Source organism: Paenarthrobacter nitroguajacolicus, from assembly GCF_007786235.1.
Taxonomy (GTDB): Bacteria; Actinomycetota; Actinomycetes; order Actinomycetales; family Micrococcaceae; genus Arthrobacter; species Arthrobacter nitroguajacolicus_A.
The window spans coordinates 35,773-58,181 of sequence record NZ_VNFK01000023.1 but is presented as its reverse complement, the minus strand read 5'-3'; the positions used below and the strand labels follow the sequence as shown (position 1 = coordinate 58,181).

22 protein-coding genes are annotated in these 22,409 nt (G+C 64.4%); 13 read left to right on the top strand and 9 right to left on the bottom strand.

The window, feature by feature from the left end; genetic code table 11:
• Position 1: 1 nt before the first annotated feature.
• From FQP90_RS21115 to acs, 3 genes are all read right to left on the bottom strand, one after another.
• Positions 2 to 751, bottom strand: coding sequence for an ABC transporter ATP-binding protein (locus FQP90_RS21115; RefSeq protein ID WP_144653026.1), 750 nt, complete (start codon positions 749 to 751; stop codon positions 2 to 4).
• 87 nt (positions 752 to 838) lie between these two features.
• On the bottom strand, positions 839 to 1,627 hold the full coding sequence (locus FQP90_RS21110; protein WP_144653025.1) for a DeoR/GlpR family DNA-binding transcription regulator: 789 nt from the start codon (positions 1,625 to 1,627) through the stop codon (positions 839 to 841).
• Positions 1,628 to 1,792: 165 nt separating this feature from the next.
• Positions 1,793 to 3,838, bottom strand: coding sequence for an acetate--CoA ligase (acs, locus tag FQP90_RS21105; protein WP_144653034.1), 2,046 nt, complete (start codon positions 3,836 to 3,838; stop codon positions 1,793 to 1,795).
• A 474-nt stretch (positions 3,839 to 4,312) separates the two neighbouring features.
• Between acs and FQP90_RS21100 the strand changes: the two genes are divergently transcribed.
• Genes FQP90_RS21100 through FQP90_RS21090 form a run of 3 tightly spaced genes read left to right on the top strand, consistent with a single transcriptional unit; the run spans position 4,313 to position 7,229 of the window.
• On the top strand, positions 4,313 to 5,749 hold the full coding sequence (locus FQP90_RS21100) for a hypothetical protein (RefSeq protein WP_144653024.1): 1,437 nt from the start codon (positions 4,313 to 4,315) through the stop codon (positions 5,747 to 5,749).
• Positions 5,750 to 5,760: 11 nt separating this feature from the next.
• Positions 5,761 to 6,555, top strand: coding sequence for an endonuclease III (nth, locus tag FQP90_RS21095; protein ID WP_144653023.1), 795 nt, complete (start codon positions 5,761 to 5,763; stop codon positions 6,553 to 6,555).
• Positions 6,552 to 7,229: an NUDIX hydrolase gene (locus FQP90_RS21090; protein ID WP_144653022.1), complete on the top strand. Its 678-nt coding sequence runs from the start codon at positions 6,552 to 6,554 to the stop codon at positions 7,227 to 7,229. Before nth ends, FQP90_RS21090 begins: the two co-directional genes overlap by 4 nt.
• Before the next feature lie 33 nt (positions 7,230 to 7,262).
• Here FQP90_RS21090 and FQP90_RS21085 read toward each other — a convergent pair whose 3' ends face one another.
• Both FQP90_RS21085 and FQP90_RS21080 read right to left on the bottom strand, forming a co-directional pair.
• The gene (locus tag FQP90_RS21085) at positions 7,263 to 7,463 is read right to left on the bottom strand and encodes a YegP family protein (protein WP_144653021.1); all 201 of its coding nucleotides are present in this window, start codon (positions 7,461 to 7,463) and stop codon (positions 7,263 to 7,265) included.
• Between the two features lie 177 nt (positions 7,464 to 7,640).
• Positions 7,641 to 9,332 (bottom strand): bifunctional 3'-5' exonuclease/DNA polymerase, encoded by a 1,692-nt coding sequence (locus FQP90_RS21080; RefSeq protein WP_144653020.1) that lies wholly within the window; start codon positions 9,330 to 9,332, stop codon positions 7,641 to 7,643.
• A gap of 293 nt (positions 9,333 to 9,625) precedes the next feature.
• Between FQP90_RS21080 and ssd the strand changes: the two genes are divergently transcribed.
• From ssd to FQP90_RS23690, 7 genes are all read left to right on the top strand, one after another.
• On the top strand, positions 9,626 to 10,672 hold the full coding sequence (gene ssd, locus FQP90_RS21075) for a septum site-determining protein Ssd (RefSeq protein WP_244296905.1): 1,047 nt from the start codon (positions 9,626 to 9,628) through the stop codon (positions 10,670 to 10,672).
• Positions 10,669 to 11,931, top strand: a complete 1,263-nt coding sequence (locus tag FQP90_RS21070) for a TadA family conjugal transfer-associated ATPase (RefSeq protein ID WP_144653018.1) — start codon at positions 10,669 to 10,671, stop codon at positions 11,929 to 11,931. Before ssd ends, FQP90_RS21070 begins: the two co-directional genes overlap by 4 nt.
• Entirely contained in the window at positions 11,928 to 12,716 is a 789-nt protein-coding gene (locus FQP90_RS21065; protein ID WP_167510534.1) for a type II secretion system F family protein, read from the top strand. Before FQP90_RS21070 ends, FQP90_RS21065 begins: the two co-directional genes overlap by 4 nt.
• The gene (locus tag FQP90_RS21060) at positions 12,716 to 13,333 is read left to right on the top strand and encodes a type II secretion system F family protein (protein WP_144653017.1); all 618 of its coding nucleotides are present in this window, start codon (positions 12,716 to 12,718) and stop codon (positions 13,331 to 13,333) included. The genes FQP90_RS21065 and FQP90_RS21060 overlap by 1 nt, the downstream gene beginning before the upstream one ends.
• A 149-nt stretch (positions 13,334 to 13,482) precedes the next feature.
• Positions 13,483 to 13,938 carry a DUF4244 domain-containing protein gene (locus tag FQP90_RS21055; RefSeq protein ID WP_144653016.1) on the top strand — a complete coding sequence of 152 codons (456 nt, stop codon included), beginning with the start codon at positions 13,483 to 13,485 and terminating at the stop codon, positions 13,936 to 13,938.
• Entirely contained in the window at positions 13,935 to 14,321 is a 387-nt protein-coding gene (locus FQP90_RS21050; protein WP_144653015.1) for a TadE family type IV pilus minor pilin, read from the top strand. Before FQP90_RS21055 ends, FQP90_RS21050 begins: the two co-directional genes overlap by 4 nt.
• Positions 14,318 to 14,680, top strand: a complete 363-nt coding sequence (locus FQP90_RS23690) for an Rv3654c family TadE-like protein (RefSeq protein WP_280116001.1) — start codon at positions 14,318 to 14,320, stop codon at positions 14,678 to 14,680. Before FQP90_RS21050 ends, FQP90_RS23690 begins: the two co-directional genes overlap by 4 nt.
• A gap of 40 nt (positions 14,681 to 14,720) precedes the next feature.
• Here FQP90_RS23690 and FQP90_RS21040 read toward each other — a convergent pair whose 3' ends face one another.
• On the bottom strand, positions 14,721 to 17,036 hold the full coding sequence (locus FQP90_RS21040; protein WP_439898663.1) for a DEAD/DEAH box helicase: 2,316 nt from the start codon (positions 17,034 to 17,036) through the stop codon (positions 14,721 to 14,723).
• Positions 17,037 to 17,146: 110 nt separating this feature from the next.
• Positions 17,147 to 17,842, bottom strand: coding sequence for a GNAT family N-acetyltransferase (locus FQP90_RS21035; protein ID WP_144653012.1), 696 nt, complete (start codon positions 17,840 to 17,842; stop codon positions 17,147 to 17,149).
• A 148-nt stretch (positions 17,843 to 17,990) separates the two neighbouring features.
• Between FQP90_RS21035 and trhO the strand changes: the two genes are divergently transcribed.
• Positions 17,991 to 18,887, top strand: a complete 897-nt coding sequence (gene trhO / locus FQP90_RS21030; protein WP_144653011.1) for an oxygen-dependent tRNA uridine(34) hydroxylase TrhO — start codon at positions 17,991 to 17,993, stop codon at positions 18,885 to 18,887.
• 5 nt (positions 18,888 to 18,892) lie between these two features.
• On the opposite strand, the gene FQP90_RS21025 is transcribed toward trhO, so the two are convergent.
• Both FQP90_RS21025 and FQP90_RS21020 read right to left on the bottom strand, forming a co-directional pair.
• Positions 18,893 to 19,423: a hypothetical protein gene (locus FQP90_RS21025; protein WP_144653010.1), complete on the bottom strand. Its 531-nt coding sequence runs from the start codon at positions 19,421 to 19,423 to the stop codon at positions 18,893 to 18,895.
• A gap of 64 nt (positions 19,424 to 19,487) precedes the next feature.
• Positions 19,488 to 19,931 (bottom strand): hypothetical protein, encoded by a 444-nt coding sequence (locus FQP90_RS21020; RefSeq protein WP_144653009.1) that lies wholly within the window; start codon positions 19,929 to 19,931, stop codon positions 19,488 to 19,490.
• Positions 19,932 to 20,025: 94 nt separating this feature from the next.
• Between FQP90_RS21020 and FQP90_RS21015 the strand changes: the two genes are divergently transcribed.
• Both FQP90_RS21015 and FQP90_RS21010 read left to right on the top strand, forming a co-directional pair.
• A complete protein-coding gene (locus FQP90_RS21015; RefSeq protein WP_167510533.1) occupies positions 20,026 to 21,675 on the top strand; it encodes a N5-glutamine methyltransferase family protein in 1,650 nt (549 codons plus the stop codon).
• Positions 21,672 to 22,382, top strand: coding sequence for an ArsR/SmtB family transcription factor (locus FQP90_RS21010; RefSeq protein WP_144653007.1), 711 nt, complete (start codon positions 21,672 to 21,674; stop codon positions 22,380 to 22,382). The genes FQP90_RS21015 and FQP90_RS21010 overlap by 4 nt, the downstream gene beginning before the upstream one ends.
• Positions 22,383 to 22,409: the final 27 nt, after the last annotated feature.

The following is a 22,409-nucleotide window of genomic DNA, read 5'->3' as shown; positions in this document are numbered from 1 at the left end:
GCTAGACATTGAAGGCACCCTTGAAGCTGGTGGTTGCAGGAGCTGGCTGGGCGGGAGCGGCAACCGCGCTGCCGCTGTCGGCCACGATCCGACCATCACGCAGCTCCACCACACGCTGGCATCGGGCAGCCACATTGGGGTCGTGCGTCACCACCAGCAAGGTGCGCCCGTTGGCTGCAACGGAGCGAAGCAGCACATCCAACACTTCGTTGGACGTTGCCGAATCCAAGGCGCCCGTAGGCTCATCGGCAAACACAACCCTGGCGCCGGTGACCTGGGCGCGGGCAATGGCAACACGCTGGACCTGCCCGCCGGAGAGCTCGCCCAGCCTGCGCTGTTCCATACCCGCCAGGCCCAGGGCCCCCAGCCACTCGGCTGCGCGGGACTCGGACGTAGCGCGATCGGTGCCGTTCAGCATGAGCGCCAAGGCCACGTTCTCCACGGCCGTCAGCTCCGGCAGGAGCATGCCCTGCTGGAAGACGAAACCGAACTCCTCGCGGCGCAGGCGGGACAGCGCAGCGTCGCCCAAGGTGTCCAAACGCAAAGGCGCCGTGGGAGTGCTGAGGGTGATGGTGCCGGCGTCGGGCCTCAAAATCCCGGCGAGGCAATGCAGAAGGGTGGTCTTGCCGGAACCTGACGGCCCGATGATCGCAATGGATTCACCGGCGTTCGCAATGAAGTCGACGTGGTCCAGGGCGATGCTGCCGGGGTAGTGCTTTGTGAGTTGCTGAGCGTGGAGGATGGCGTTCATAAGACCAGCATCGCCAATGAGCCCACGCCGCAGCGTCCGTCTACCGGCTGAACTCCGCGAGCCGGGGTCCACCCAAGGTATGAGAAGTTACGCCCCTGCGATCCTCAGCCTTGCTACGTTCTCGGCCAGCACCCGGCGCGCATCGTCGCCAAGGAGCGAATCAGTGATGAGCTCGTCGGCCTCTTCCAACTGCGCGATCGAGGCAATGCCCACCACGCCCCACTTGCTGTGATCGGCAAGGACTACGGTGCTCCGCGCAGATGCCATGAAAGCGCGGTCGGTCTCGGCTTCGAGCAGGTTGGGCGTGGTGAAACCAGCCTGCGCGTCCATGCCGTGAACACCCAGGAAGAGGACGTCCAGGTGGAGCTGCTTGAGGGAAGCTGTTGCAATGGGACCCACCAACGCATCCGACGGCGTGCGCTCGCCGCCGATCAGGATCACGGTGGAGCCGAAGCGGGCCGGCCCCGATGAAGCGCCGTGGTGGAACAGGTCCGCGATCCGCACCGAGTTGGTCACCACGGTGATGCGCGGCCCGTTGACGAGTTCCTTGGCCAAGGCCCACGTGGTGGTGCCGGCGCTGAGCCCGATCGCCATGCCTTCCTGGACCATCGTGGCTGCTTCGACGGCGATCGCGTGCTTTTCGTCCGTGAGCTGCGTGGACTTGAGTTCGAAGCCGGGTTCATGGGTGCTTGCATCGCCGGGCAGCTTGGCGCCGCCGTGGATGCGCTCCACACGTCCGGTTTCCTCGAGCGCTTCGATATCGCGGCGCACGGTCATGGGGGAGACGCCCAGCAGTTGCGCGAGGTCCGAGACCCGTACGACGCGTTCGCGCTGGACGGCATCGATGATGGCGGAGTGGCGTGCTGCCTGAAGCATCAGGGCCTTTCTGGGAACCTCGTCAAACGTGGGGCTGAGTCTGGGTCCAGTCTAGGACGCGTGGCTCCCGCAGCGCGGAAGGCAGACGCGGCGGCATCGCCCAAGTGGCTGAACGCACGACGGCGCCGCTCACCCCGGGAGGTGGGCGGCGCCGTCGTGAATTGCCTACTTACGGAGCGATTCGGCGATCTGGGTCATGATGCCGGGGTCGGCCAGTGTGGTGGCATCGCCGGTGTCGCGGCCTTCTGCGATGTCTTTGAGGAGGCGGCGGACGATCTTGCCGGAGCGGGTCTTGGGCAGTTCCGGGACGATCAACAACTGCTTGGGCTTGGCGATGGGGCCGATTTCCTTGCCCACGTGGTTCCGCAGTGCCAGGACGGTTTCGTCGCCGTTGTTCACGGCGTCACCGCGGAGGATGACGAACGCGACGACGGCCTGGCCGGTGGTTTCGTCAGCGGCGCCTACGACGGCTGCTTCGGCGACGGACGGGTGGCTGACGAGGGCGGATTCGATTTCGGTGGTGGAGAGGCGGTGGCCGGAGACGTTCATGACGTCGTCCACGCGGCCCAGGAGCCAGACGTCGCCGTCTTCGTCCTTTTTGGCGCCGTCGCCGGCGAAGTACATGGCCTCGAAGCGGGACCAGTAGGTGTCCTTGAACCGTTCCGGGTCGCCCCAAATGCCGCGCAGCATGGAGGGCCACGGTTCGCGGACCACCAGGTAGCCGCCTTCGCCGTTGGCCACGGACTGGCCGTTTTCGTCCACCACGTCCACGGCGATGCCGGGCAGCGGGACCTGGGCCGAGCCGGGCTTGGTGGCGGTCACGCCGGGCAGCGGGGCGATCATCTGCGCACCGGTTTCGGTCTGCCACCAGGTGTCAACGATCGGTGCGGGGTTGTCCTTCTTCTCGCCATTCTTGCCGGCGTTGCCGCCGATGACGTCCCGGTACCACATCCATGCTTCGGGGTTGATGGATTCGCCCACGGAGCCGAGGACGCGGATGGAGGAGAGGTCGTACTTGTCCGGGATGTCCCGGCCCCACTTCATGAACGTCCGGATCGCGGTGGGGGCGGTGTAGAGGATGGAGACCTTGTACTTTTCCACGATTTCCCACCAGCGGCCCTGGTGCGGGGAGTCCGGGGTGCCTTCGTACATGACCTGGGTGGCGCCGTTGATGAGCGGTGCGTAGGTGACGTAGGAGTGGCCGGTGACCCATCCGACGTCGGCGGTGCACCAGTACACGTCCGTTTCCGGGTGGAGGTCGAACACGGCCTTGTGGGTGTAGGCGCCCTGGGTGAGGTAGCCGCCGGTGGTGTGCAGGATGCCCTTGGGCTTGCCGGTGGTGCCTGAGGTGTAGAGGATGAACAGCGGGTGCTCGGAGTCATGCCCGACGGCGGTGTGCTCGTTGGATGCCTTGTCGACGGTGTCGGACCACCAGAGGTCGCGGCCTTCCACCCAGTTGACGTCCTCGCCGTTGCGCTTGACCACCACGACGTTCTGGACCGTATGACCGGGCTTGGAGAGGGCTTCGTCAACGGCCGGCTTCAGGGCGGAGGGCTTGCCGCGGCGGTACGTGCCATCGGCGGTGACCACGAGCTTGGCTTCGGCGTCCTCGATGCGGGAACGAAGGGCATCCGCGGAGAAACCACCGAACACCACCGAGTGCACGGCCCCGATCCTGGCGCAAGCAAGGAGCGTGATGACGGCCTCAGGGATCATGGGCAGGTAGACGGCCACGCGGTCGCCCTTGGCCACGCCGAGGGACTCGAAGGCGTTGGCGGCCTTCTTCACCTCTTCGGTCAGCTGTGCATAGGTGTAGGTGCGGGTGTCCCCGGGTTCGCCTTCAAAGTAGATGGCAACGCGGTCGCCCAAGCCGTTCTCCACGTGCCGGTCCAGCGCGTTGTACGCCGCGTTGACCTCGCCGCCGACGAACCACTTGGCAAACGGCGGGTTGGACCAATCCAAGGCTTCCGTAAAGTCCTTGTCCCAGGTCAGCAGCTCCCGCGCCTGCTTGGCCCAGAACGCGGGGCGGTCCGCCTCAGCTTCTCCATAGGCGTCAGCGCTTGTTACCGAGTTCGCGGCGAAGTCTGCCGATGGAGCGAACTTGCGGTTCTCGTGCAGGAGGTTTTCAAGGGCCTCTACGTGCGGGGCCTGTCCGTTGTGAGCCGTTGAAGCTGCAGCGGTGGCCGTGGATCCGGTGGTGTCCTGGGACATGGTGAACCTCATCATTCATCGATCTTTGCTGCGCGGATCCTGCCATCAGGTCCACCCTCGAGCCGTCTTCGAGCGTCGAGCGGGACCAGCCGAAGGTCCGCAGAGTGCTGTCCGCCATCAACACTATCGCTTCGAGAGGTCCTACGTGTGCGTGGTCACAAATGCGGCAGCGAGCGGCGCAGTTTTAGCGCCGAATGGCGGCTGGTGCGCTGGGGAACCGTTTACATGACGACGACGGCGGCACGTGCTGCACCGCTGTTCGCGCTGATGCCCGTGGGCGCTTCCTGTAAGCGACCTTGGAGTTTGCTGTGGGCGAAGCTGGATGACCGTTTTCAGCTAGAACCCTGTCAGTGGGGTGGCATAGGCTGAAGAAGTCTTGGGACGCATCTTCTGGCGTGTCCGGTTTGGCCGCGGAATCCCGCGGACATCACCGGGCCGGACTGTCCAAGGCGCCGCCGTACGAAGGAGAAATAGATGAACCAGCTGAGCCCAGGCCCGCACGACTCACAACCGACGGGACCGGACACCACGGCTGGAACGGCCGCCGCTCCTGGCGGCAACGCTGCTGGGAATCCTGCGCCGGAAAACATCGCACCCCCCGCCAAGAATGGATCGGTTACCGGTGACACGGCCAGGAACGGTATTGCCAAGTACGACACCGTAGCCGGGCCATTCACTATCCGGGACCTTACTGTCTTCGGCTCCACGCTCCTGATGTTCGTCGCGTCCCTGCTCCCCATGTTCGGAGCGCGCTACAACCTCTGGAACCTTGGAAACCTGTTTTTCCTGTTGCTGGGCATCATCCTCCCGTTGGTGGTGGTGGTGCTCTTCGTCGCCCGCAGATTGCAGCCTGGCACCATCGTCCGCATCGGGTCACTGTCCGTTGACCAGTTCGCGTCCGTCACGGCTTCCTTCGCTTTCCCACTGTTCTTCCTCACCATTGCCAACTCGTTCAACGGCAGCGTTCTGCTGGGCCTGGTGGGTTCAGTAGGCCTGCTGGCCGCCACGGTCCTGGCGCCGCATCTGCCGTGGCTCTCAGCCGACTTCAAGGGGCGTGCTGAAACGCCGGCCCACGTTGTTGCCCGCGAAGCAGCAGTACCCAGCCGCAAACCGGCTGCTCCCAAAGCCCCCAAAGCTCCCAAACCGACGGGCGGCAGCACGTCTGGTTCGACGCCCAGATACCAGCCACCCGCTGCGGCGGCCGTCCCTGCTTCCTCCAACGCCCCGGGCGGGGGCACACCCGCCGGGCCGAGCCCCTTCGCGCCGCCAGCCACCTATGGAACCGGCACCCCTGGAACTGGCACCCCCGACAGTGGCACCCCTGGAACTTGGCCGTCGACGGGACCGGAAGCACCCGCCGTCGTGCATTCAGCAGACGCGAAGGCAGCGGGGGAGTCTGTACCTGCAGCTGCTGCCCCTTCCAGGGCCGGTGCCTCGCCCGCGACCCCCACGCCTCAGCGTGAGGAACCAACCAGCGAATCGGACGCAAAGGACCACTCTGCGAAGGCCCCGGCTACGGCTCCTGAGACTGCCACCACGCAGCACGCCACGCAGGCTCCCGCAGCGCAACAGCCGGCAGCGCAACAGCCGACAGCGCAACAACCGTGGGCTGCCACCATGGCGACGCCGATTGTCTCGGGCGACACCCGCAAGGTGAGCGACACCATCGGTGCCACCGTGGACCCCGCAAGCCGTCCGGAGGAATCGGACTCGCCTGCCTATGAGGCCTTCTGGTTCGCCGTCGCCCAGCCGCGGACTGCGTACGACGAACACACGGGCCTCCCCTCCTTCACCATTGAACCCGGCGGTTGGGTGCTGGCACTCGAGGACCGCGGCCATGAATTCCTGGTCCAGGACACCGACGGCAAGGTTGGGGTTCTTCGGGAGCTCAGCAACATCGAACGCGGCTAGGCAGGGACACCGTGGCCATCGCTGAAGCTGGTTCGCTGCTCGCACTCAAACGACGGGCACGCAAGATCAACAGGGTTCTTGCCGACAAGTATCCGTATGCGCATGCGGAGCTCGACTTCAGGAATCCATTTGAACTGGTGGTGGCTACGGTCCTCTCGGCGCAAACAACCGACGTGGCGGTCAACCAAGTCACCAAGATCCTGTTTGCCCGCTATCCGGACGCAAAAGCGTTGGCTGAAGCAGACCCGGCGGAATTGGAGACGATCCTTCAACCCACAGGCTTCTTCAGGGCCAAAGCGCGCAATGTGTTGGCGCTCAGCACCCGGCTGGTGGACGAATTCGACGGCGAGGTCCCGGGTCGGCTTGAAGATCTGGTCACGCTGCCCGGCGTCGGACGCAAGACCGCCAACGTGGTCCTGGGAAATGCCTTCGGTGTCCCTGGGATCACGGTGGACACCCACTTCGGACGATTGGCCCGCCGCTTTGGGTGGACGGCATCCGATGACCCGGTGAAAATCGAGTTCGACGTCGCTGAGCTCTTCGAGCCAAGGGACTGGACCATGCTTTCGCACCGCGTAGTGTTCCACGGACGCAGGATCTGCCACTCCAGGAAGCCCGCTTGTGGAGCTTGCCCGGTGGCCAGCCTGTGCCCGAGCTACGGCGATGGCGAGACGGATCCGGTCAAGGCGGCCAAGCTGTTGAAATACGAGCTCGCCCCGGGCAACGAGGCCTTGCTTGAGCAACTCCTGGCGGAGACGCACCGGGCCGCAGAGATCCGCATGGAATCGCAAAGGAGGCCCGGGTGACCGCGCTTGAGGAGCTGTCCGCCTTGGTGAGCCGCTTTGAAGCAGGCCAGCAGCAGCACTCGGCCCTGTGGGAGCGGCTTCCAGTCAGCCCGGAAACCAACCGCCCGGCCGCAGTCCTGATGCTGTTCGGCGTGCTTGATAACGTTCCTGCCGAGTCGGGTCGACCCATCGCCCCCGCCGACCTCGACGTTCTCCTCCTTGAGCGGGCCCACACCCTGGACGATCATCCAGGGCAGGTGGCGTTCCCTGGTGGCAGCGTCGACCCCGAAGACGATTCAGTGGTGGCCGCGGCACTTCGTGAAGCGGTGGAAGAAACCGGCCTGGACGCGGAGGGTGTACGGGTGCTGGGAGTGATTCCGGAACTCGGACTTATCCGCAGCAATTTCCGTGTGACACCCGTGCTGGCGTGGTGGGATGCGCCGTCGCCTGTTCGGGTAGTGGACTATGCAGAGTCGGCGCAGGTCTTCAGGGTCCCGGTCCGCGACCTCCTGGATCCTGTCAACCGGGTCACCGCCACCATCACGCGCTTTGGGCGCACGTACACCAGCCCGGGCTTCACTGTTAACGGCGTGCTGGTCTGGGGCTTCACCGGCATGGTCCTGAGCGGTCTCTTCGACGAGCTGGGATGGACGGTCCCCTGGGATCAAGACAAATTGCGGGACATCGACCTCTAGGTGCCGCGCGGCCCGGCCCCCGGACGTTCCCTGTCAGGCGGCCTTACGGCCCGTCGCCGAACGGTCCACGATCAGTCCTGTGGCAGCGTTCTCCCGCACGGCGTTGATGCCGGCAATGACGCCTTCGAGGTGCGTGAACGTGGGTGATTCGGCCACGACAGTGCCATCGGCCGCGGTGAGGCGGAACCGGAACCCTTCGTCGTTGTCCTTGAGAATTTCAAACCTGCCAGCCATCGCTTCTTCCCCCTATGGATGCTTCCTTGCATACAGACATGGAACGGCGAACCGCGTCCACATAGTGAAAGTATCCAGAACCTCGGATCAACCACCAGTTACTGGGCGGTACCCGTCACAGGAGGTTCATTCCGGCTCATATGGCGAGATATGACTGGATAGTCGTCCGTGTTGGTGCTATTTCGCCTTGTCGTAGGAATCGACGACGGCCACGCTCACCGGAAACTCCACCGGTATCCTCCCGAACATCAGTTCCTTCGCGGCAGTCGCCGCCTCCTCGATGGCACGGATGCAGGCATCCACGGCAACGTCAGGCGCATGAACCATCACTTCGTCGTGCAGGAAGAAGACGAGTTCCCCGGACGGTGCGCCCTCGGCACGCAAGGCCCGCAGGCGCCGTCGTAATTCTGCCAACCAGCAGGCTGCCCACTCAGCTGCCGAGCCCTGGACCACGAAGTTTCGGGTGAAGCGGCCCCGTGAGCGGGCCAGGTTGTCCGCCCGGCGCTGCTCCTCCGCGGTGGTGGATTGCTGGCCGCGCAACCAGCCAGCTGACGGAGGCGGGCTGCTTCGACCGAGGCGCGTAGTTACTGTTCGCCCGGCCTCGCCCTCGCGGGCTGCCTGCTCAACGAACCCCACGGCGCGCGGATAGGTACGCGTGAGCTGCGGCATGAGCCTGCCCGATTCGCCAGTGGTAGCGCCGTAGATGGCACCGAGCAGGGCAATCTTCGCCTTCGCCCGGTCGCCACCGAATCCCTGTGCAGCGATGCCTGCGTAGAGGTCCTTGTCCCGTGCGGCCTCGGCCATCTTGGTGTCTTGGGCCAATGCCACCAGGACCCGCGGTTCCAGTTGGGAGGCGTCGGCGACGATGAGCTTATGGCCCGGATTGGCATGGACCGCGGCCCGGATGTTGCGTGGAATCTGCAGGGCACCACCGCCCCTCGACGCCCACCTCCCGGACACCACGCCGCCCACGACGTACTCAGGGTGGAACCGCCCGTCCCTGACCCACGCATCCAGCCAGGCCCAGCCGTTGGCGGTGTGCAGCCGGGAGAGCTTCTTGTACGCCAGCAGTGGCTGGATGGCCGGGTGTTTGGATTCCTGGAGCTCCCATTGGCGGGTGCTCTTGACCTCGATCCCATTGCGGTGCAGGGCACGCATGAGGTCTTGGGGCGAGTCCGGGTTCAGGCTGGGGGAGTTGAGGATGCTCCTGAGTTCGGCGCACAGAACCTCAAGGGCCGGGGGCCTGTGCCCCAGGGGTGGCCGGGTACCCAAGACCTCGGCGAGGATCTGCTGATGCAGTTCCTCGCGCCACGGGACACCAGCATGCTGCATCTCAACGGCAATGATGGCGCACGCTGATTCGGCGGCCAGCAGCAATTGAAGGCGTTGTTTTTGCTGCTGGTCCGTGGCGGCCTGTGAGACCGCGTGTTGCTGGGCCGCGAACTCCTCTTTGAGCTCAGCCAGCCCTGCTTTGGGATTCTTCGGCGCGATGTCCTCGAAGAGGGCACCTTGATCGGCCGGCGGCGGTGGGGGCTGAAGGGCACGGGGCGGTGATGCGTCATCGTCCTGGGTGAGCTTGACCGCGTGCCTGGCGTAGTCGGTGTGCGCCGTGAATTCAGAATGAGCCAGGATGGCTCCGCACAGTGCGAGGTCATGGCAGCGTTCCAGTTCGATGCCTTGCGCGAGCAGTTCGGGGTACCAGTCCTGGGCACGATGCCACACCCAGCGGGGCCGCTGGGCTTCGAATTCACGCACGACGCCGGCCAGCTCGCCTCGGGTGACAACGCGTGCGTCAGCCGTAGCTTTTCCGGTGGGGGAGATCCTCTGTATGGCTGCGCCTTCCGGGTGGGCGGCGAGCAGCAAGTACATGGTCTCCATTCTGCCTTGTGTGCTGGGGTGGCGTGGTTCGCTGGGGTGTGTGGTTCGCTGGGGTGGCGTGGTTCGCTGGGGTGGCGTGGTTCTCAAACCCGCCGCGGCCGGACAACTTGTCCTCCACACCGCTGGCTATCGACTGCTTGTCCACATAGCCCTCTTGCTTCCTTACGCGGGTCCACAGTTCGAACCATTCTGGGTGGATGGGCAAGCGAGATCGTCGAGACAGACAAAGTCGACACAGACAAACCAGCAGCGAAGCAGTCGAGGTGGGGACGGATGGATCATGGGTGCCGCACAATGCCGCGGAGATCCTCCTCGTCTCCGGCGACGCCTATTTTCAGGAGGAAGCCAAACGGATAGTCGCGGCCGCAGGGGGAACGTTGCGGACGGCCACGGATGTGACAGGGGCCTCCCCCGGATGGGACAGCGCGGATGTCGTTTTGGTGGGCAGCGATGTCCGCGAATTGCCGCCGAGGAGAAGGGTCCCCTCTGTGCTGCTGGGAAAAGCCACAGAAGGGGACGGCTTATGGCGGTTGGCGGCGACACTTGGAGCCGAGCGGGTCGCAGTCCTGCCCGAGGCTGCCGCATGGTTGGCGGAACACCTCAGCATGTCCGGCTCTCCCGACCTCGGGGGGACCGTTCTGGGAATCATCGGGGGGTCGGGCGGAGCAGGAGCCACCACCGCCTCAATTTGGCTCGCCCAGGCTGCGGCCGGCCACGGCATCAGCACCATGCTCATCGATGGTGATCCTTGGGGCGGCGGATTGGAACTGGCCGTTACGGCCGACGACGTCCCAGGCCTACGGTGGCCCGACTTCTCCGAGACACGGGGCAGCATTGATCCCACCCAATTCCGGGATTCCCTGCCCATGGCCGGGGGCTTCGCCTACCTGTCATGGCCCGGGACGCGGGAACCGGTTCATGTCCCTGATGCGGGCGCCCACGCCGCAGTCATGGATGCCGCACGCCGGAGCTTCGAACTCATCGTGGTCGACATTGGGCGCTGTGGTGAGGGACTGAGGACTTTCGCATGGGACTGCGACAGGATAGTGCTGCTCGCTACGCCCAACCTCAAATCCGCCGTGGCGGCAGCGCACCTCCTGAACGAACTCCCACCGGTAGACGCGGGGCTGCTGGTCCGTGGGGGCGGTGCTTCCTCCGTGGATGCTCCGTTCATCGCGGAGTCCCTCGGATTGCCGTTGTTGGGCATTATCCCGGAGTTACGGGGTGTGGCAGCCGGCACCGACGCTGGCCGGTTGCTGGAACTCGGCCGCCGAAAGCCCGTGATCCGTTTTGCGGATGACGTGCTGGAGTTGAACGGAGCCTTCCAGTGAACAGATTTGCCGAAGGAGATCGGCGCCGGCAGGGCCGCCGGTTGGACTCCGTTCTCCTTGAGACTGTACGGGAGTCGGTGCTCGCGGGCAGCGGTCCTGTGACACCGTCCACAGTCGCAGCCGCCGTCCAAGCCAGCGGCCGGTTGCTGGGCACGGCCGGGGCGTTGGAGGCAGTGGAATCCATCAATGCCGAGTTGAATGGGCTGGGACCCCTGCAGCAACTGGCCCACGATCCCGCTGTGACTGACATCTTCGTCAACGGTCCGGATTCTGTCTGGTTGGATCGCGGGAACGGGTTGGAACGCTCGGCCGTTTACTTCGACTCTGAACAACACATCAGGTCGCTTGCTGTTCGGCTGGTTTCAGCCGGCGGCCGTCGATTGGACGACGGCTCTCCCTGCGTGGACGTCCGACTGAACGGTGGCTATCGCGTACACGCTGTCCTCGCACCGATATCCACCGCAGGCACTTTGCTGTCCATCCGCATCCGACGTGAAGCAGTGTTCACTCTGGCTGAGCTGAGGGAGAGCGCCATGTTTTCAGAGCCTGTCGAGGTGGTACTCCGGGCCATCATGGCGCGGAAGCTCAGTTTCCTGATCAGCGGGGCCACTGGTTCCGGCAAGACAACCCTGTTGTCCACCATGCTCGGCCTGAGCCACCCGAAGGAGCGGCTTGTCCTGATCGAGGACGCTGCCGAGCTCAACCCCGTCCACCCACACGTGGTGACTCTTGAATCGCGGCACGGGAATCTTGAGGGCGGAGGTGCGCTGGACCTCGGTGAATTGGTCCGCCAGGCTTTGCGTATGCGGCCGGACAGGCTCATCGTCGGTGAATGCCGTGGCGCTGAGGTCCGTGAACTGCTGACCGCACTCAACACGGGGCACACGGGTGGCGGCGGCACCATCCATGCCAATACGGCCGAAGCTGTGCCGGCACGATTGGTTGCTCTCGGGGCGCTCGCAGGGTTGAGCGCTGAGGCCGTGCGTTTGCAGGTCTCCAACGCTTTGGACGTAGTGATTCACGTCGACCGAACCCAGTCTGGACGGAGAATTGCATCCATCGGCGTACTGGCAGACGGCAACGAGGGCCAGAAGGTGGTGAATGCCCTCTGCTGGAGTCCGTCGGGGATGACCCGGGGTCCGGCGTGGCAGGACCTGGCCGCCAGGCTTTCCTTGGCCTCACCCCCGGCGGCAGGGCCGGCCCCGCAGCACAGGCTGCCGGACTTTGGTCCGTCAGCAGGCACGGGACAAGAACCTTGATCATCGGTCTGGTCCTTGTTACTGCTCTCGCGGCCTGGTTGCACCTCCGGGGCCTCCGCGCTGACGGCCCGCGGGTTCGGATGAGCTTGGGTAATGCGCCCATCGATGGGGGCGAGGTTGCCCATCGCCGTCCGCGGCTTGCTCTCTCGCGGCGGCAGCGGACTGAGCCTTTGTCCTTGGTGGTGTTGGTGCAGCAAATCGCGGCGCTGCTGCGGGGTGGAAGGGGATCTTCCAGGCTCTGGGAGGAGCTGTGGCTTGTCCACGGCTTCCAGGCGACCATGGACGGCGGCCCGCGCGTAGCGGCGGAAAGCCCGGCCCGGCTCTCCGAAGAATCCCTGAAGGTCCTCGCCGCGGTACGGGCAGCGTCGGCAGTGGGAGGCTCACCGGCTCAAGCGATCCGTGGGGCGGCGGGAAAAGTGTTTCGCCGTCGTGGCAGTTCGGAGCGTCGTGTGTGGATGGAGATGGCCGCCTGCCTGGAGGTGGCCGAAACCAGCGGGTGTCCCCTTGCCGATCTCCTCGCTCGATTCGCAGCCCAGCTGGAAGCCGAAGAGGACGCTGAAGCCGCACGGCAGACGGCGCTCGCAGGGCCCAAGGCAACCGTTCGGCTGTTGTCGTGGCTGCCGGTGTTCGGGTTGGTGCTGGGGATGGCCCTGGGGGTTGATCCGTTGGGAATCCTCCTGGACAACATCTGGGGTGTTGCCACTCTTGGTGCCGGGCTCCTGCTGACGGTGGCCGGACGGGTTTGGTCATCACGCCTGGTGGTGTCCGCTTCCGGAGGTGTCTGATGGCCGGGGTCTGGATCCTCATCATGATGGCCGTCCTGGCATTGGCTGCATTCGTTGGTTTCGCCTTGCCGGCGCGGGTGAGGTCCCGGTTTGGTGGAGGCAGCGGGGATGACACCGCGCCGGACTACTCTTCGCGACGGCCCGGCGTCGCAGTGGAGGTCAGGGAACCGTTGCACCTTCCCGACGGTCTTCGCGATACAGCGATGATGCTGGAGCTGATGGCGTCAATGCTTGATGCCGGGGCTGGAATAGGCCGGGCGTTGGAACTCATTGCCCGGTGCGCCGCGCCTCCAATCAGCCAGTCGCTGAGGCCCGTGGTGGCCGCGCTGGCGATTGGCGTCGACTGGGAAACCGCTTGGCGGGCGCCCACCAAACACGCCACCGAAGTCGTGCGGTTGAAGGATGCACTGGCTTTCGCTGCCCTGACAGGGGCCCCTTCGGCGGCCATTCTGTACGCGCAGGCCGCCAGGGAGAGGCGCGAGCAATTTCGCGCCGCGGAGAAGCGGGCGGCTGCCTTGGGCGTGAAGCTTGTGGTTCCTCTGGGCTTGTGCTCCTTGCCGGCCTTCATCTGCCTTGGCATCGTCCCCGTACTGATTGCGATGCTTCCCTCCGGTTGAGCTGTGACAGCTGACCACTTTCCCTCCACATCCGGAGCGCACAGAGGTTTATCCACTTGACGTGATCCCTCACTTTCGGGGCTCTTTGCGGCACGGAAGAGTCGAACCAGCCGGCGAAAGCGCTGGCATATATGAAAGGAACTCCACCCGTGAAAACACTGTCCACTACACTTCCCGACCTTCTCAGTGATGTGCCCCAGGACCGGCCGGCTGAAGTCCCTGAGGCTTCCTCCGGGATACCGATGACAACCCAGCAATACGAACTCTCCGAGTACCAGTTGGAACATAACGATCTCGAGCAATCCGATCTTGGGGACGAACCCGGGCAGTACGAACTGGGGCAGTATGAACCGGGGCAGTACGAACCCGGCTTAGAGGACCTTGAGGAGTTCGAGGACGGGCGACTTCAGGACGATGGCTTCTGGACGCGGGCAAGCGCCAGGACCAAGCTGATGGGCTCCGAACTGGGCATGGCCACGGCCGAGTACGCTATCGCCACCCTTGCCGCGGTAGGCCTCGCGGGCTTGCTGGTGGTCATCCTTCGCAGCGAGGAAGTCCGGGGTTTCCTGCTCAACCTGATCCGCACGGCACTGTCCTTGCCATGACGTACGTGCTGCCTGCCCGCTGGAGAGCCTCCCATGGCGGTAAGGAACGGGGTGCGGTCACCGCTGAGTTCGCCGTCGCTTTGCCAGCTGTGATTCTACTTTTGGCATTCCTGCTGGCAGGCGGCGCTGCGGGCATCACCCAGCTGCGGTTGGAAGAAGCGGCCAGGGCCGGAGCACGTGCTTCTGCCAGGGGCGAGGCACCCGCTTCGGTGGACGGGATCGTCAAACGCCTTGCCGGAGAGGGAGCGAGTTCAACCCAGACCCACGACGGCGAATGGCTCACTGTGACGGCTTCGTCACCTGTCGGGGGAGCACTGGGGCACCTTATCCCGTGGAAGCTGACAGCATTTGCGTCTGCCAGGGGAGAGGCCGGTACGCCGTGAACGATGTGCTGCCGGCTTCCCCTCCCGACCGCGGGTCCGGGACGGTTCTGGCGCTGACATTGGGCGCCGTCGTGATGGCGTTGCTGGTTGTGGTGGTTCTCCTCGCGCAGGCCGCGGCCATGGGGACCCGTGCTGCCACCGCCGCAGATCTCGCAGCACTGGCCGGGGCCGATGCCGCTCGGGGCCTCACTCCCGGAGACCCGTGTGCCGTGGCCGCGGACGTAGCGGGACGCCACCAGGCGAAACTCACTTCCTGCACCGTAGTCGGCGGGGAGGAGGTGGAAGTTGCGACGGAACTGGCACACCCTTTCCAGTGGGGTGTTGCCAGCGGCAAGGCGCGTGCGGGGCCGCCTCCGTAAGCCGCCGTAGCCGCGGCTGCTCGCTTCGGCACAGCGTCGGTTAGACCGCGTCCTTCAGCAATACGCCAAGGAGAGTGATGGCGGCTGCCTTGTCCAACGGGTTGTTCTTGTTGCCGCATTTGGGGGACTGAACGCAGGACGGGCAGCCGGCGTCGCATTCGCAGGCTTTGATGGCCTCACGTGTGGCCGTCAACCATATCTTGGCCTTCTCGAAACCCCGTTCAGCGAATCCGGCGCCGCCAGGGTGGCCATCGTAGACAAAGATCGTGGGTACCCCGGTGTCAGCATGCAGAGCGGTCGACACGCCGCCGATGTCCCAGCGGTCGCTGGATGCCACCAAGGGGAGGAGGCCGATGGCGGCATGTTCAGCGGCATGCAGCGCACCAGGAAACTGGGCTTCCACCAGCCCGGCCCCATGCAGTGAACGGTTGTCCACCACGAACCAAACGGCCTTGGTAAAGAGGTCGCGGGCACCGAGTTCCAGCGGTTCCTCACCGAGGATCTCATTCGAAATCAAGGCTTTTCTCTGGAAGGAGACTACTTGGGTGGTCACTTTGACGTCGCCGAAATGCACGGTGATGTCACCCCATTGGACCGAGCGCGACGTTTCCAATACTTCGATCTGGGTCACGTCCCGTGCCGTGGTGTAGAAGTCGGGGTTCACTCGCCGCACCATCACGCAATGGTCCGCTTCGTTCAGGTCCTCCACCAGGTAGCTCTCGCCTTGATGGACGTAGATGGCACCCGTGTGTGCTTGATAGTGCGTCTGTGGCGAGTCCATGGTTCCCAGGAGGGACCCTGTCTCGGCGTCGACTATGCTCACCGGACCACCACCATCTGCCCGGAGGTTCACCATCCCGGCAGCGCTCTCGGGATGGGTCCAGAACCACCCCGCGGGCCGCTTGCGCAGATATCCCTGGACCACCAAGCGGTCCAGGAGGTCCTCGGCGGTGGGACCGAAGAGATCCAGCTCCGCCGGTCCGATAGGCAACTCGGCCGCGGCCGCGCAAAGGTGCGGCCCCAGGACGTAGGGATTGCCCGGATCGAAGACGGTGGCTTCCACGGACACGTCGAAGATCGCTTCCGGATGGTTCACCAGATAGGTGTCCAAGGGGTCGTCGCTGGCCACGAAGGCGGCGATGGCGTCTTGGCCTGCCCGCCCTGCCCGGCCGATCTGCTGGAAGAGCGACGCGCGGGTACCCGGCCAGCCAGCCACCAGCACGGCATCAAGCCCCGAGATATCGATGCCCAATTCAAGGGCAGAGGTGCTGGAGACCCCCAGCAGCTGACCGGACCTCAAAGCTTGCTCCAGGGCGCGCCGTTCTTCCGGCAGATAGCCGGATCGATAGGCCGCCACTCGGCCCGGAAGGCTGGGGTCAACCTCGTCCAGCAGTCTTTTGGTGATGGACGCAATGGACTCCGCCCCTCGTCGGGACTTGATGAAGGCGATGGTCCTGACGCGGGACGAAACAAGGTTGGCCAGGATGTCCGCGGTTTCGGCCACGGCTGTCCTGCGCTGTTTGGCTCCATTTTCACCCTTGACGTCAGTCAGCGCGGGCTCCCAGAAAGCCACGGTGGTGGAGCCGTGTGGAGAACAGTCTTCGGAAACCTCCCGGACGGGGGCCCCGATCAGCCTCCCGAAGGAAACTCCGGGGTCGGATGCCGTGGCGGAAGCAGCAATGAATATCGGCTCAGGGAAGGACGTCCCTGCGCCGTAGTAGGCGCAGATCCGGCGCAGCCGGCGCATCAGGTTGGCCACATGCGAGCCAAACACGCCGCGGTAACTGTGGGCCTCGTCCACGATCACGTACCGCAGCCTCCGGAAGAACCTCGCCCACCACGTGTGGTTGGGAAGGATGCCGAAGTGCAGCATGTCCGGGTTGGCCAGGATGAAATTGGCGTGGTCACGGATCCAACGGCGCGACGAAACGTCGGTGTCGCCGTCGTAAGTTTCCGCCCGCACGGTTGGCAACTTCAGCGAGCGGATGGCTGCGAGCTGGTCCGCTGCCAGGGCTTTCGTGGGGGACAGGTACAGGGTGACCGCGCCGTCGTCGTGGATTTTCCCGGGATCGGACAGGACCCGCAGCTCCGAGCGGTGGATCGCGTCCAAGGCGGGGAGCTGGTAGGCGAGCGATTTGCCGGAAGCGGTTCCGGTAGCGATGACTACGTGCTGGCCGGAATGGGCGAGCTCCGCGGCCTGGATCTGGTGTCTATAGGGTTCGTGGATGCCCAGCGATCCGTAGGCCGCCACGACATCCGGGTGCACCCAGCCAGGCCACGGTTCGTTGACGGCTTTTCGGGCAGGGATCGTGTGGACATGGCGCAGCTGCTCCGGGTCCGGAGTCCGGCCCAGCATGGAGATCAGCGAATTTGGTGCAGCCACCGAATCATTCTGTCACTGTGCGGGCACGCAAACGGCGGCGCCCGTGGGCACCGCCGTCGAACATGGCCGCGAAGCGGCGCTTCTCAGGCCCCCGAGAGATCTGATCCTTCCGCGCCGCTGACCGACATCATGAGCACGTGGCAGACCACGTCCCAGCCAAGATGGGAGTAGAGCTTCTGGCCGTCCAAGGATGCCAGGAGAAGCCCGTTTTCGACGTCGTGCGAGAAAGCCTGGGCAGCGAGGGCCTTCATGATGAAGCTGCCCAAGCCGCGCCGTTGGAACTGTGGTTCAGTGACGATCTTGTCGAAGACCGCGGTGCCGTCCACCACGAACACCCGACCGCTGGCGGCAACTTGTTCACCGGAGTGGACCACTGCGTGATGGACTCCGTTCGCTTCCGAGGTGGCAAGTTCGAGATCGTCGTCCGGGAGCCATGGATCTTCGGCGTCCTGGGTTTCCATGTCCACGATCATCATGGTTTGCGAAGCCGATGTCACCGTGAGCCCGTGCTGTTCAGCCAGGTACTTGTACCGTTGGACGTCGTTGGTGAGGACCGTCAGGATCCGGGTGGGGGCTTCTGCGGTCTTGGCCGCCAAGGCGGTGAACTCTTCGTCCGAGGGGTCATGGGCGAAATACTCCCAATCACCGGTCTTGTCGGCGCGAAGAGCGGCAGGGAAGCGTCCTTCTTGGCGTGACTGATAGCCGCGGCAACCGGACCAACCGGCTACCCAGACTTCCAAGAGGTGCGCAATGTCTTCAACCAAGGCGTCTGGACTCATGTAGAGAGACTATGCCAGCACCCGGTGAAGCAACAGAGCGTAGTCAGCCGAAGGATCGTTGCTTATGGAATTGTGACTTCTTCACCCGCGAGGGCATCCGGCGCCCCCCGGCAAAGGTGGATTTTACTGCACCCAGTACCCTTGAATAGTGGCTTTGAACCGAATTGTGCTCTTCTATGGCTTTACCCCGATCGCCGACCCCGACGCCGTGCGTCTGTGGCAGCGCGCCCTGTGCGAAAAGTTGGGACTCACCGGCCGGATCCTTATCTCGAAGGATGGCATCAACGCCACTGTGGGTGGCGAGCTGAACAACATGAAGCAGTATGTGAAGACGACGCGCGAATATCGGGGTTTCCACGGCATCGACTTCAAATGGTCCGAAGGCAGCGCCGCGGACTTCCCGCGCCTCAGCGTCAAGGTCCGCGATGAAATCGTGTCGTTCGGGGCTCCCGGTGAGTTGAAGGTGGACGACTACGGCGTTGTCGGGGGCGGCAGGCACCTGCAACCCGAGGAACTCCACGCCCTGGTGGACGCCAAGAAGTCCAGTGGCGAAGATGTGGTGTTCTTCGACGGCCGCAACGCGTTCGAGGCCCAGATTGGCAAGTTCAAGGACGCGATCGTTCCGGATGTGGACACCACCCACGACTTCATCAAGGAACTCGATTCGGGGAAGTACGACGACCTCAAGGACAAACCGGTCGTCACCTACTGCACGGGGGGCATCCGCTGCGAAGTGCTGTCCAGCTTGATGGTCAACAGAGGCTTCAAAGAGGTTTACCAACTGGACGGCGGGATCGTCCGCTACGGCGAAACGTTCAAGGACAAGGGCCTTTGGGAGGGCTCCCTCTATGTGTTCGACAAGCGCATGCACGTGGAGTTCAGCGAGGACGCGAAGACCATCGGTGAATGCGTCCGTTGCGCGGCGCCCACCAATAAATTCGAGAACTGCTCCAATCTCAGCTGCCGCACGTTGACCCTTTACTGTGCGGAGTGCGCTTCCAGCCCTGAGACGCTGCGATGCCCCGGAGGCTGCGAAGCCGCCTAGGGGCTTCAGAGCCTGCTCACCCTGTAAGCGAAGTTGGCGTCCGACCTGGACCCGACGGTGATGGACAGCACGGCGTCTGTCTCCAGTTGCACCACGCTCACCCGAGCGTTGGCGCACCCCAGCGTCAAGTCCACGAGCTCTGCCTCGCCCACTTTGACGGCGAACATCACCCTGCGTGTCCCACGGCACGCCAACGTCACCGCATAGGTCCCACCGGGCAACTGGACGGTTTGCTCAGACTTGGACTCGCCAGGGTTAAGGTAGCCACTGCTGGAGTAGAACGACTGCCCTTGCGATTCGGGCAACGCCGATTTTGCCCACTCGTCCAGGGCATCGCCGGTGACTGTCTGCTCCAGCGCAGGGTCGGGCGGAAGAACCACATTGCCCGCTGTTGACGTGGGGCTGGCCTCCGGCCTGCCGTCGTCGTCGTAGGTGTATTCGCACGCCGTCATGCTGCCGCACATCACAATGAGAAGTCCGACGGCGGCCCTCGCCAGCCGCTGCGACCTCACCGAGCGAGCTGCCTTGCTGCCCATGCACTGACTTTACGCCCGCGCAGCCGATGGCTGAAGGTATTTCCGGGGAGGCAGTGGTGACGTTCTAGCTCGCTGTTGGTACGAGGTGATAGGCGAAGATCAATGGGGCATCGACGCTGCTGGTGGAGATACTGAGGGGACCGCTGTCCTGTACCTTGATCTTCACCACATCGAGGCTGCCGTTGCACGCTGCGGCTGCGTCGGCCACCTTGTTGCCGTCCGAAGACACTGCGAAGTACGCCTTGCCGCCTCCGTCGCACGCCATGGTGAGTGTGTAGTTCCCGGCAGGCACGCTGGACGCTTCCTTGGTCAGCGGGTCCCGGTTGAGGATCTTGCCGGAGTCTTCCAGAACCGGGCCTGTGGCCGCCGGGAGGACCTTTTCCTTCCACGCGGGGACGTCCGCGTCCGCGATGTTGGCCTGCGGCTGGCAGGCGCAGACTCCCAGCAGTGTCGCCGCAGTGATGGCAACAAGGCCCGCTCGGCGGCTTGTGGTGGAGAAGTTGAGCATGATTCCAACGCTACCGGTTTCCGGGGCGGGTCTTTGTCCACATACCGCAGACCAAAGGATCCACGGGCCCCTGTGCCGCCCCTACACTTGCAAGGTGACTGACACACCTTCTTTGTTTACCGCCGGCAATATTGACGATGCCCCCCGCAGCGACCATCCCCAGCTGCTCTTGGCGCTCGCCGCGGACCTTCGTGCCGTCTCCTACACGGTGGACGGTGTGGCGGAACATCTGGGAGAGGCCGCCTCGGAGGCACTCGGCAGGGACCAACTCGTTCCGGCACTCCTTGCCAGTGAGCGGCTGGCAGATTCCAAGGACACAGCCATGAGGTCGCTGGCAGCGGTTGTCCGCCTCTGGCTGCTCGCGGTCCCACAGTCCGTCATCGACATGGACGCGGCCCTTCCCGGCATACGAACGCAAGGGCTTGAGGAACTGGGCTTGGTCACAGTGGACTCGGGAGTCGTCCGGGCCAAGGTTGACCTGCGCCCTTATGGTTGGGACGCCAACACGGATGGCACCGGCGGGGCGGAACTCTGGGTTGCCAGCGACCTCGCAGCCCACCAGCAGCCGGGAGTCCTGCGGCATGATCACGTCCTGGGAATTGGGCGGGCATCCACCACGTTGGTCCAAACCACGTTCCGGCAGCACACCGAGCGTGCCCTGGACTTGGGAACGGGATGCGGCATCCAGACATTCCATCTCTTGCACCACTGCGAGCATGTGACGGCCACGGACATTTCCGCTCGGGCCCTCGCCTTCACCCGCTTCAACCTGCTGCTGAACGCAGCAGAGCTGGGGCTGGACCCCCATGACTTGGAGAAGCGGGTGAGCCTCCGGCTGGGCTCGCTCCTGGAACCAGTTGCGGGCGAAAAGTTCGGTCTGGTCGTGTCCAATCCGCCTTTCGTGATCACGCCGCGCACAGGAGGTGAATCGTCATCCGAGCAATTCACCTACCGCGACGGTGGACTTCCCGGCGACGAGATCGTCTCTTCCCTCATCCAGTCCCTCGCCGGGGTCCTCGCGCCGGGTGGCACGGCCCAGATGCTGGGCAATTGGGAGATTGCGTCGGAAACGGCCTGGAAGGACCGGCCCACAGCATGGCTCCAGGGCTCTGGCCTGGACATCTGGTTCATCCAACGGGAACAGGTGGGACCTGAGCAGTACGCGGAGACCTGGCTGCAGGACGCCTCGCAGAACCGTGAAGGTGAGCAATATAGGGAGTCGTACGCCGCTTACCTGCGTGATTTCGCGTCGAGAAACGTGGATGGTATTGGCTTCGGCATGGTCTGGCTGCGCCGCCCGGAATCCGGGCACTCGGCCGTGATCAACCGTTTCGAGGAAATCACCTACCCCATCGAGCAGCCCATCGGCCCGCACTTGGGCGCCGCCGTGGAACGAGCCGATTGGTTGGCGGCCCATCCAATACAGGGTGCGCACCTGGTGGTGGCGGAGGACGTCACTGAGGAACGGCACCAGCGCCCAGGGGCAGTCCATCCCGGAGTCATCCTCCTGCGGCAGGGCGCTGGTCTTCGTCGAACCAACCTGCTGAGCACAGAGCTCGCCGGCTTCGTCTCGGCCTGCGATGGCGAGTTGTCCGTTCAGCAGATCGTCTCGGCACTGGTGGCGCTCCTGGGCGGTGGCGAAGATTTCGATGAAGCTGCCTTCCGTGAGGGGCTGTTCCGCGATGTCACCAACCTGGTCCTGGAGGGGTTCCTGCTCCCGGACCCGGCGCAGGTCAGCGCATGATCCGGGATGCGGCGCCGCGCTCATCAAACACCGGACCTCCGGGAAGTGACCCTGACTACACTGATGAAGTGACTGCGAACAATGAAACATCCCAGGCGTCAGGCGACGTTCCTCGGCGGAAGCGTGCCGAGAAGACCGTTGAGATCACTGATCCCAAGGCTATCCGGGCATTGGCGCACGCTGCCCGGATCGAGGTCATCTCCGAGCTCTACGCCACGCAGGTCAGCCACACAGCCACGGAACTCGCTGCCAGGACCGGTCTCACGCCCAGTGCCATGAGCTACCACCTTCGGGCCCTCCAAAAGTGGGGGATCGTGGCTCCGGCCGAGAACGCCGGCGATGCCCGGGAGCGTCGCTGGAAAGCTGCCGGAACAGACTTCACCATCTCGGGAGGCAGCGTTGCCAGTCCCGAGATAGCCGTGGTGGATCTGGAGCTGGATGCCTTCCGGCGCCGGGCTTCCGCTTTCGCCAAGGCCCGCGGGGAACGCCGTCAACGGGGGGAGGCCGGGGAAGAACCGGCAGCGGTTGTCCTCTCCAGCAACTTGCTGTACCTGACCAACCCACAGCGCAGGGAACTTTTGGACAGAATCCGTGAGGTAGTACGGGAGTACGAACTTGAGGATCCCACTCAGATACCCGAAGGGGCCGAACGTGTGGCAACCTTGTGGTCAATGATCCCGGATGACCGCGTAGCACCCGGTCAGTAACTGCCCCGCCGGGCCGTCGAATGTCCG

Coding starts and splice junctions, on each gene's coding strand:
- FQP90_RS21115 (WP_144653026.1), bottom strand. CDS start 751: ATGAACGCCATCCTCCACGCTCAGCAACTCACAAAGCACTACCCCGGC.
- FQP90_RS21110 (WP_144653025.1), bottom strand. CDS start 1,627: ATGCTTCAGGCAGCACGCCACTCCGCCATCATCGATGCCGTCCAGCGC.
- acs (WP_144653034.1), bottom strand. CDS start 3,838: ATGTCCCAGGACACCACCGGATCCACGGCCACCGCTGCAGCTTCAACG.
- FQP90_RS21100 (WP_144653024.1), top strand. CDS start 4,313: ATGAACCAGCTGAGCCCAGGCCCGCACGACTCACAACCGACGGGACCG.
- FQP90_RS21085 (WP_144653021.1), bottom strand. CDS start 7,463: ATGGCTGGCAGGTTTGAAATTCTCAAGGACAACGACGAAGGGTTCCGG.
- FQP90_RS21080 (WP_144653020.1), bottom strand. CDS start 9,332: ATGTACTTGCTGCTCGCCGCCCACCCGGAAGGCGCAGCCATACAGAGG.
- FQP90_RS21060 (WP_144653017.1), top strand. CDS start 12,716: ATGGCCGGGGTCTGGATCCTCATCATGATGGCCGTCCTGGCATTGGCT.
- FQP90_RS21050 (WP_144653015.1), top strand. CDS start 13,935: ATGACGTACGTGCTGCCTGCCCGCTGGAGAGCCTCCCATGGCGGTAAG.
- FQP90_RS21040 (WP_439898663.1), bottom strand. CDS start 17,036: ATGCTGGGCCGGACTCCGGACCCGGAGCAGCTGCGCCATGTCCACACG.
- FQP90_RS21035 (WP_144653012.1), bottom strand. CDS start 17,842: ATGAGTCCAGACGCCTTGGTTGAAGACATTGCGCACCTCTTGGAAGTC.
- FQP90_RS21025 (WP_144653010.1), bottom strand. CDS start 19,423: ATGGGCAGCAAGGCAGCTCGCTCGGTGAGGTCGCAGCGGCTGGCGAGG.
- FQP90_RS21020 (WP_144653009.1), bottom strand. CDS start 19,931: ATGCTCAACTTCTCCACCACAAGCCGCCGAGCGGGCCTTGTTGCCATC.
- FQP90_RS21010 (WP_144653007.1), top strand. CDS start 21,672: ATGATCCGGGATGCGGCGCCGCGCTCATCAAACACCGGACCTCCGGGA.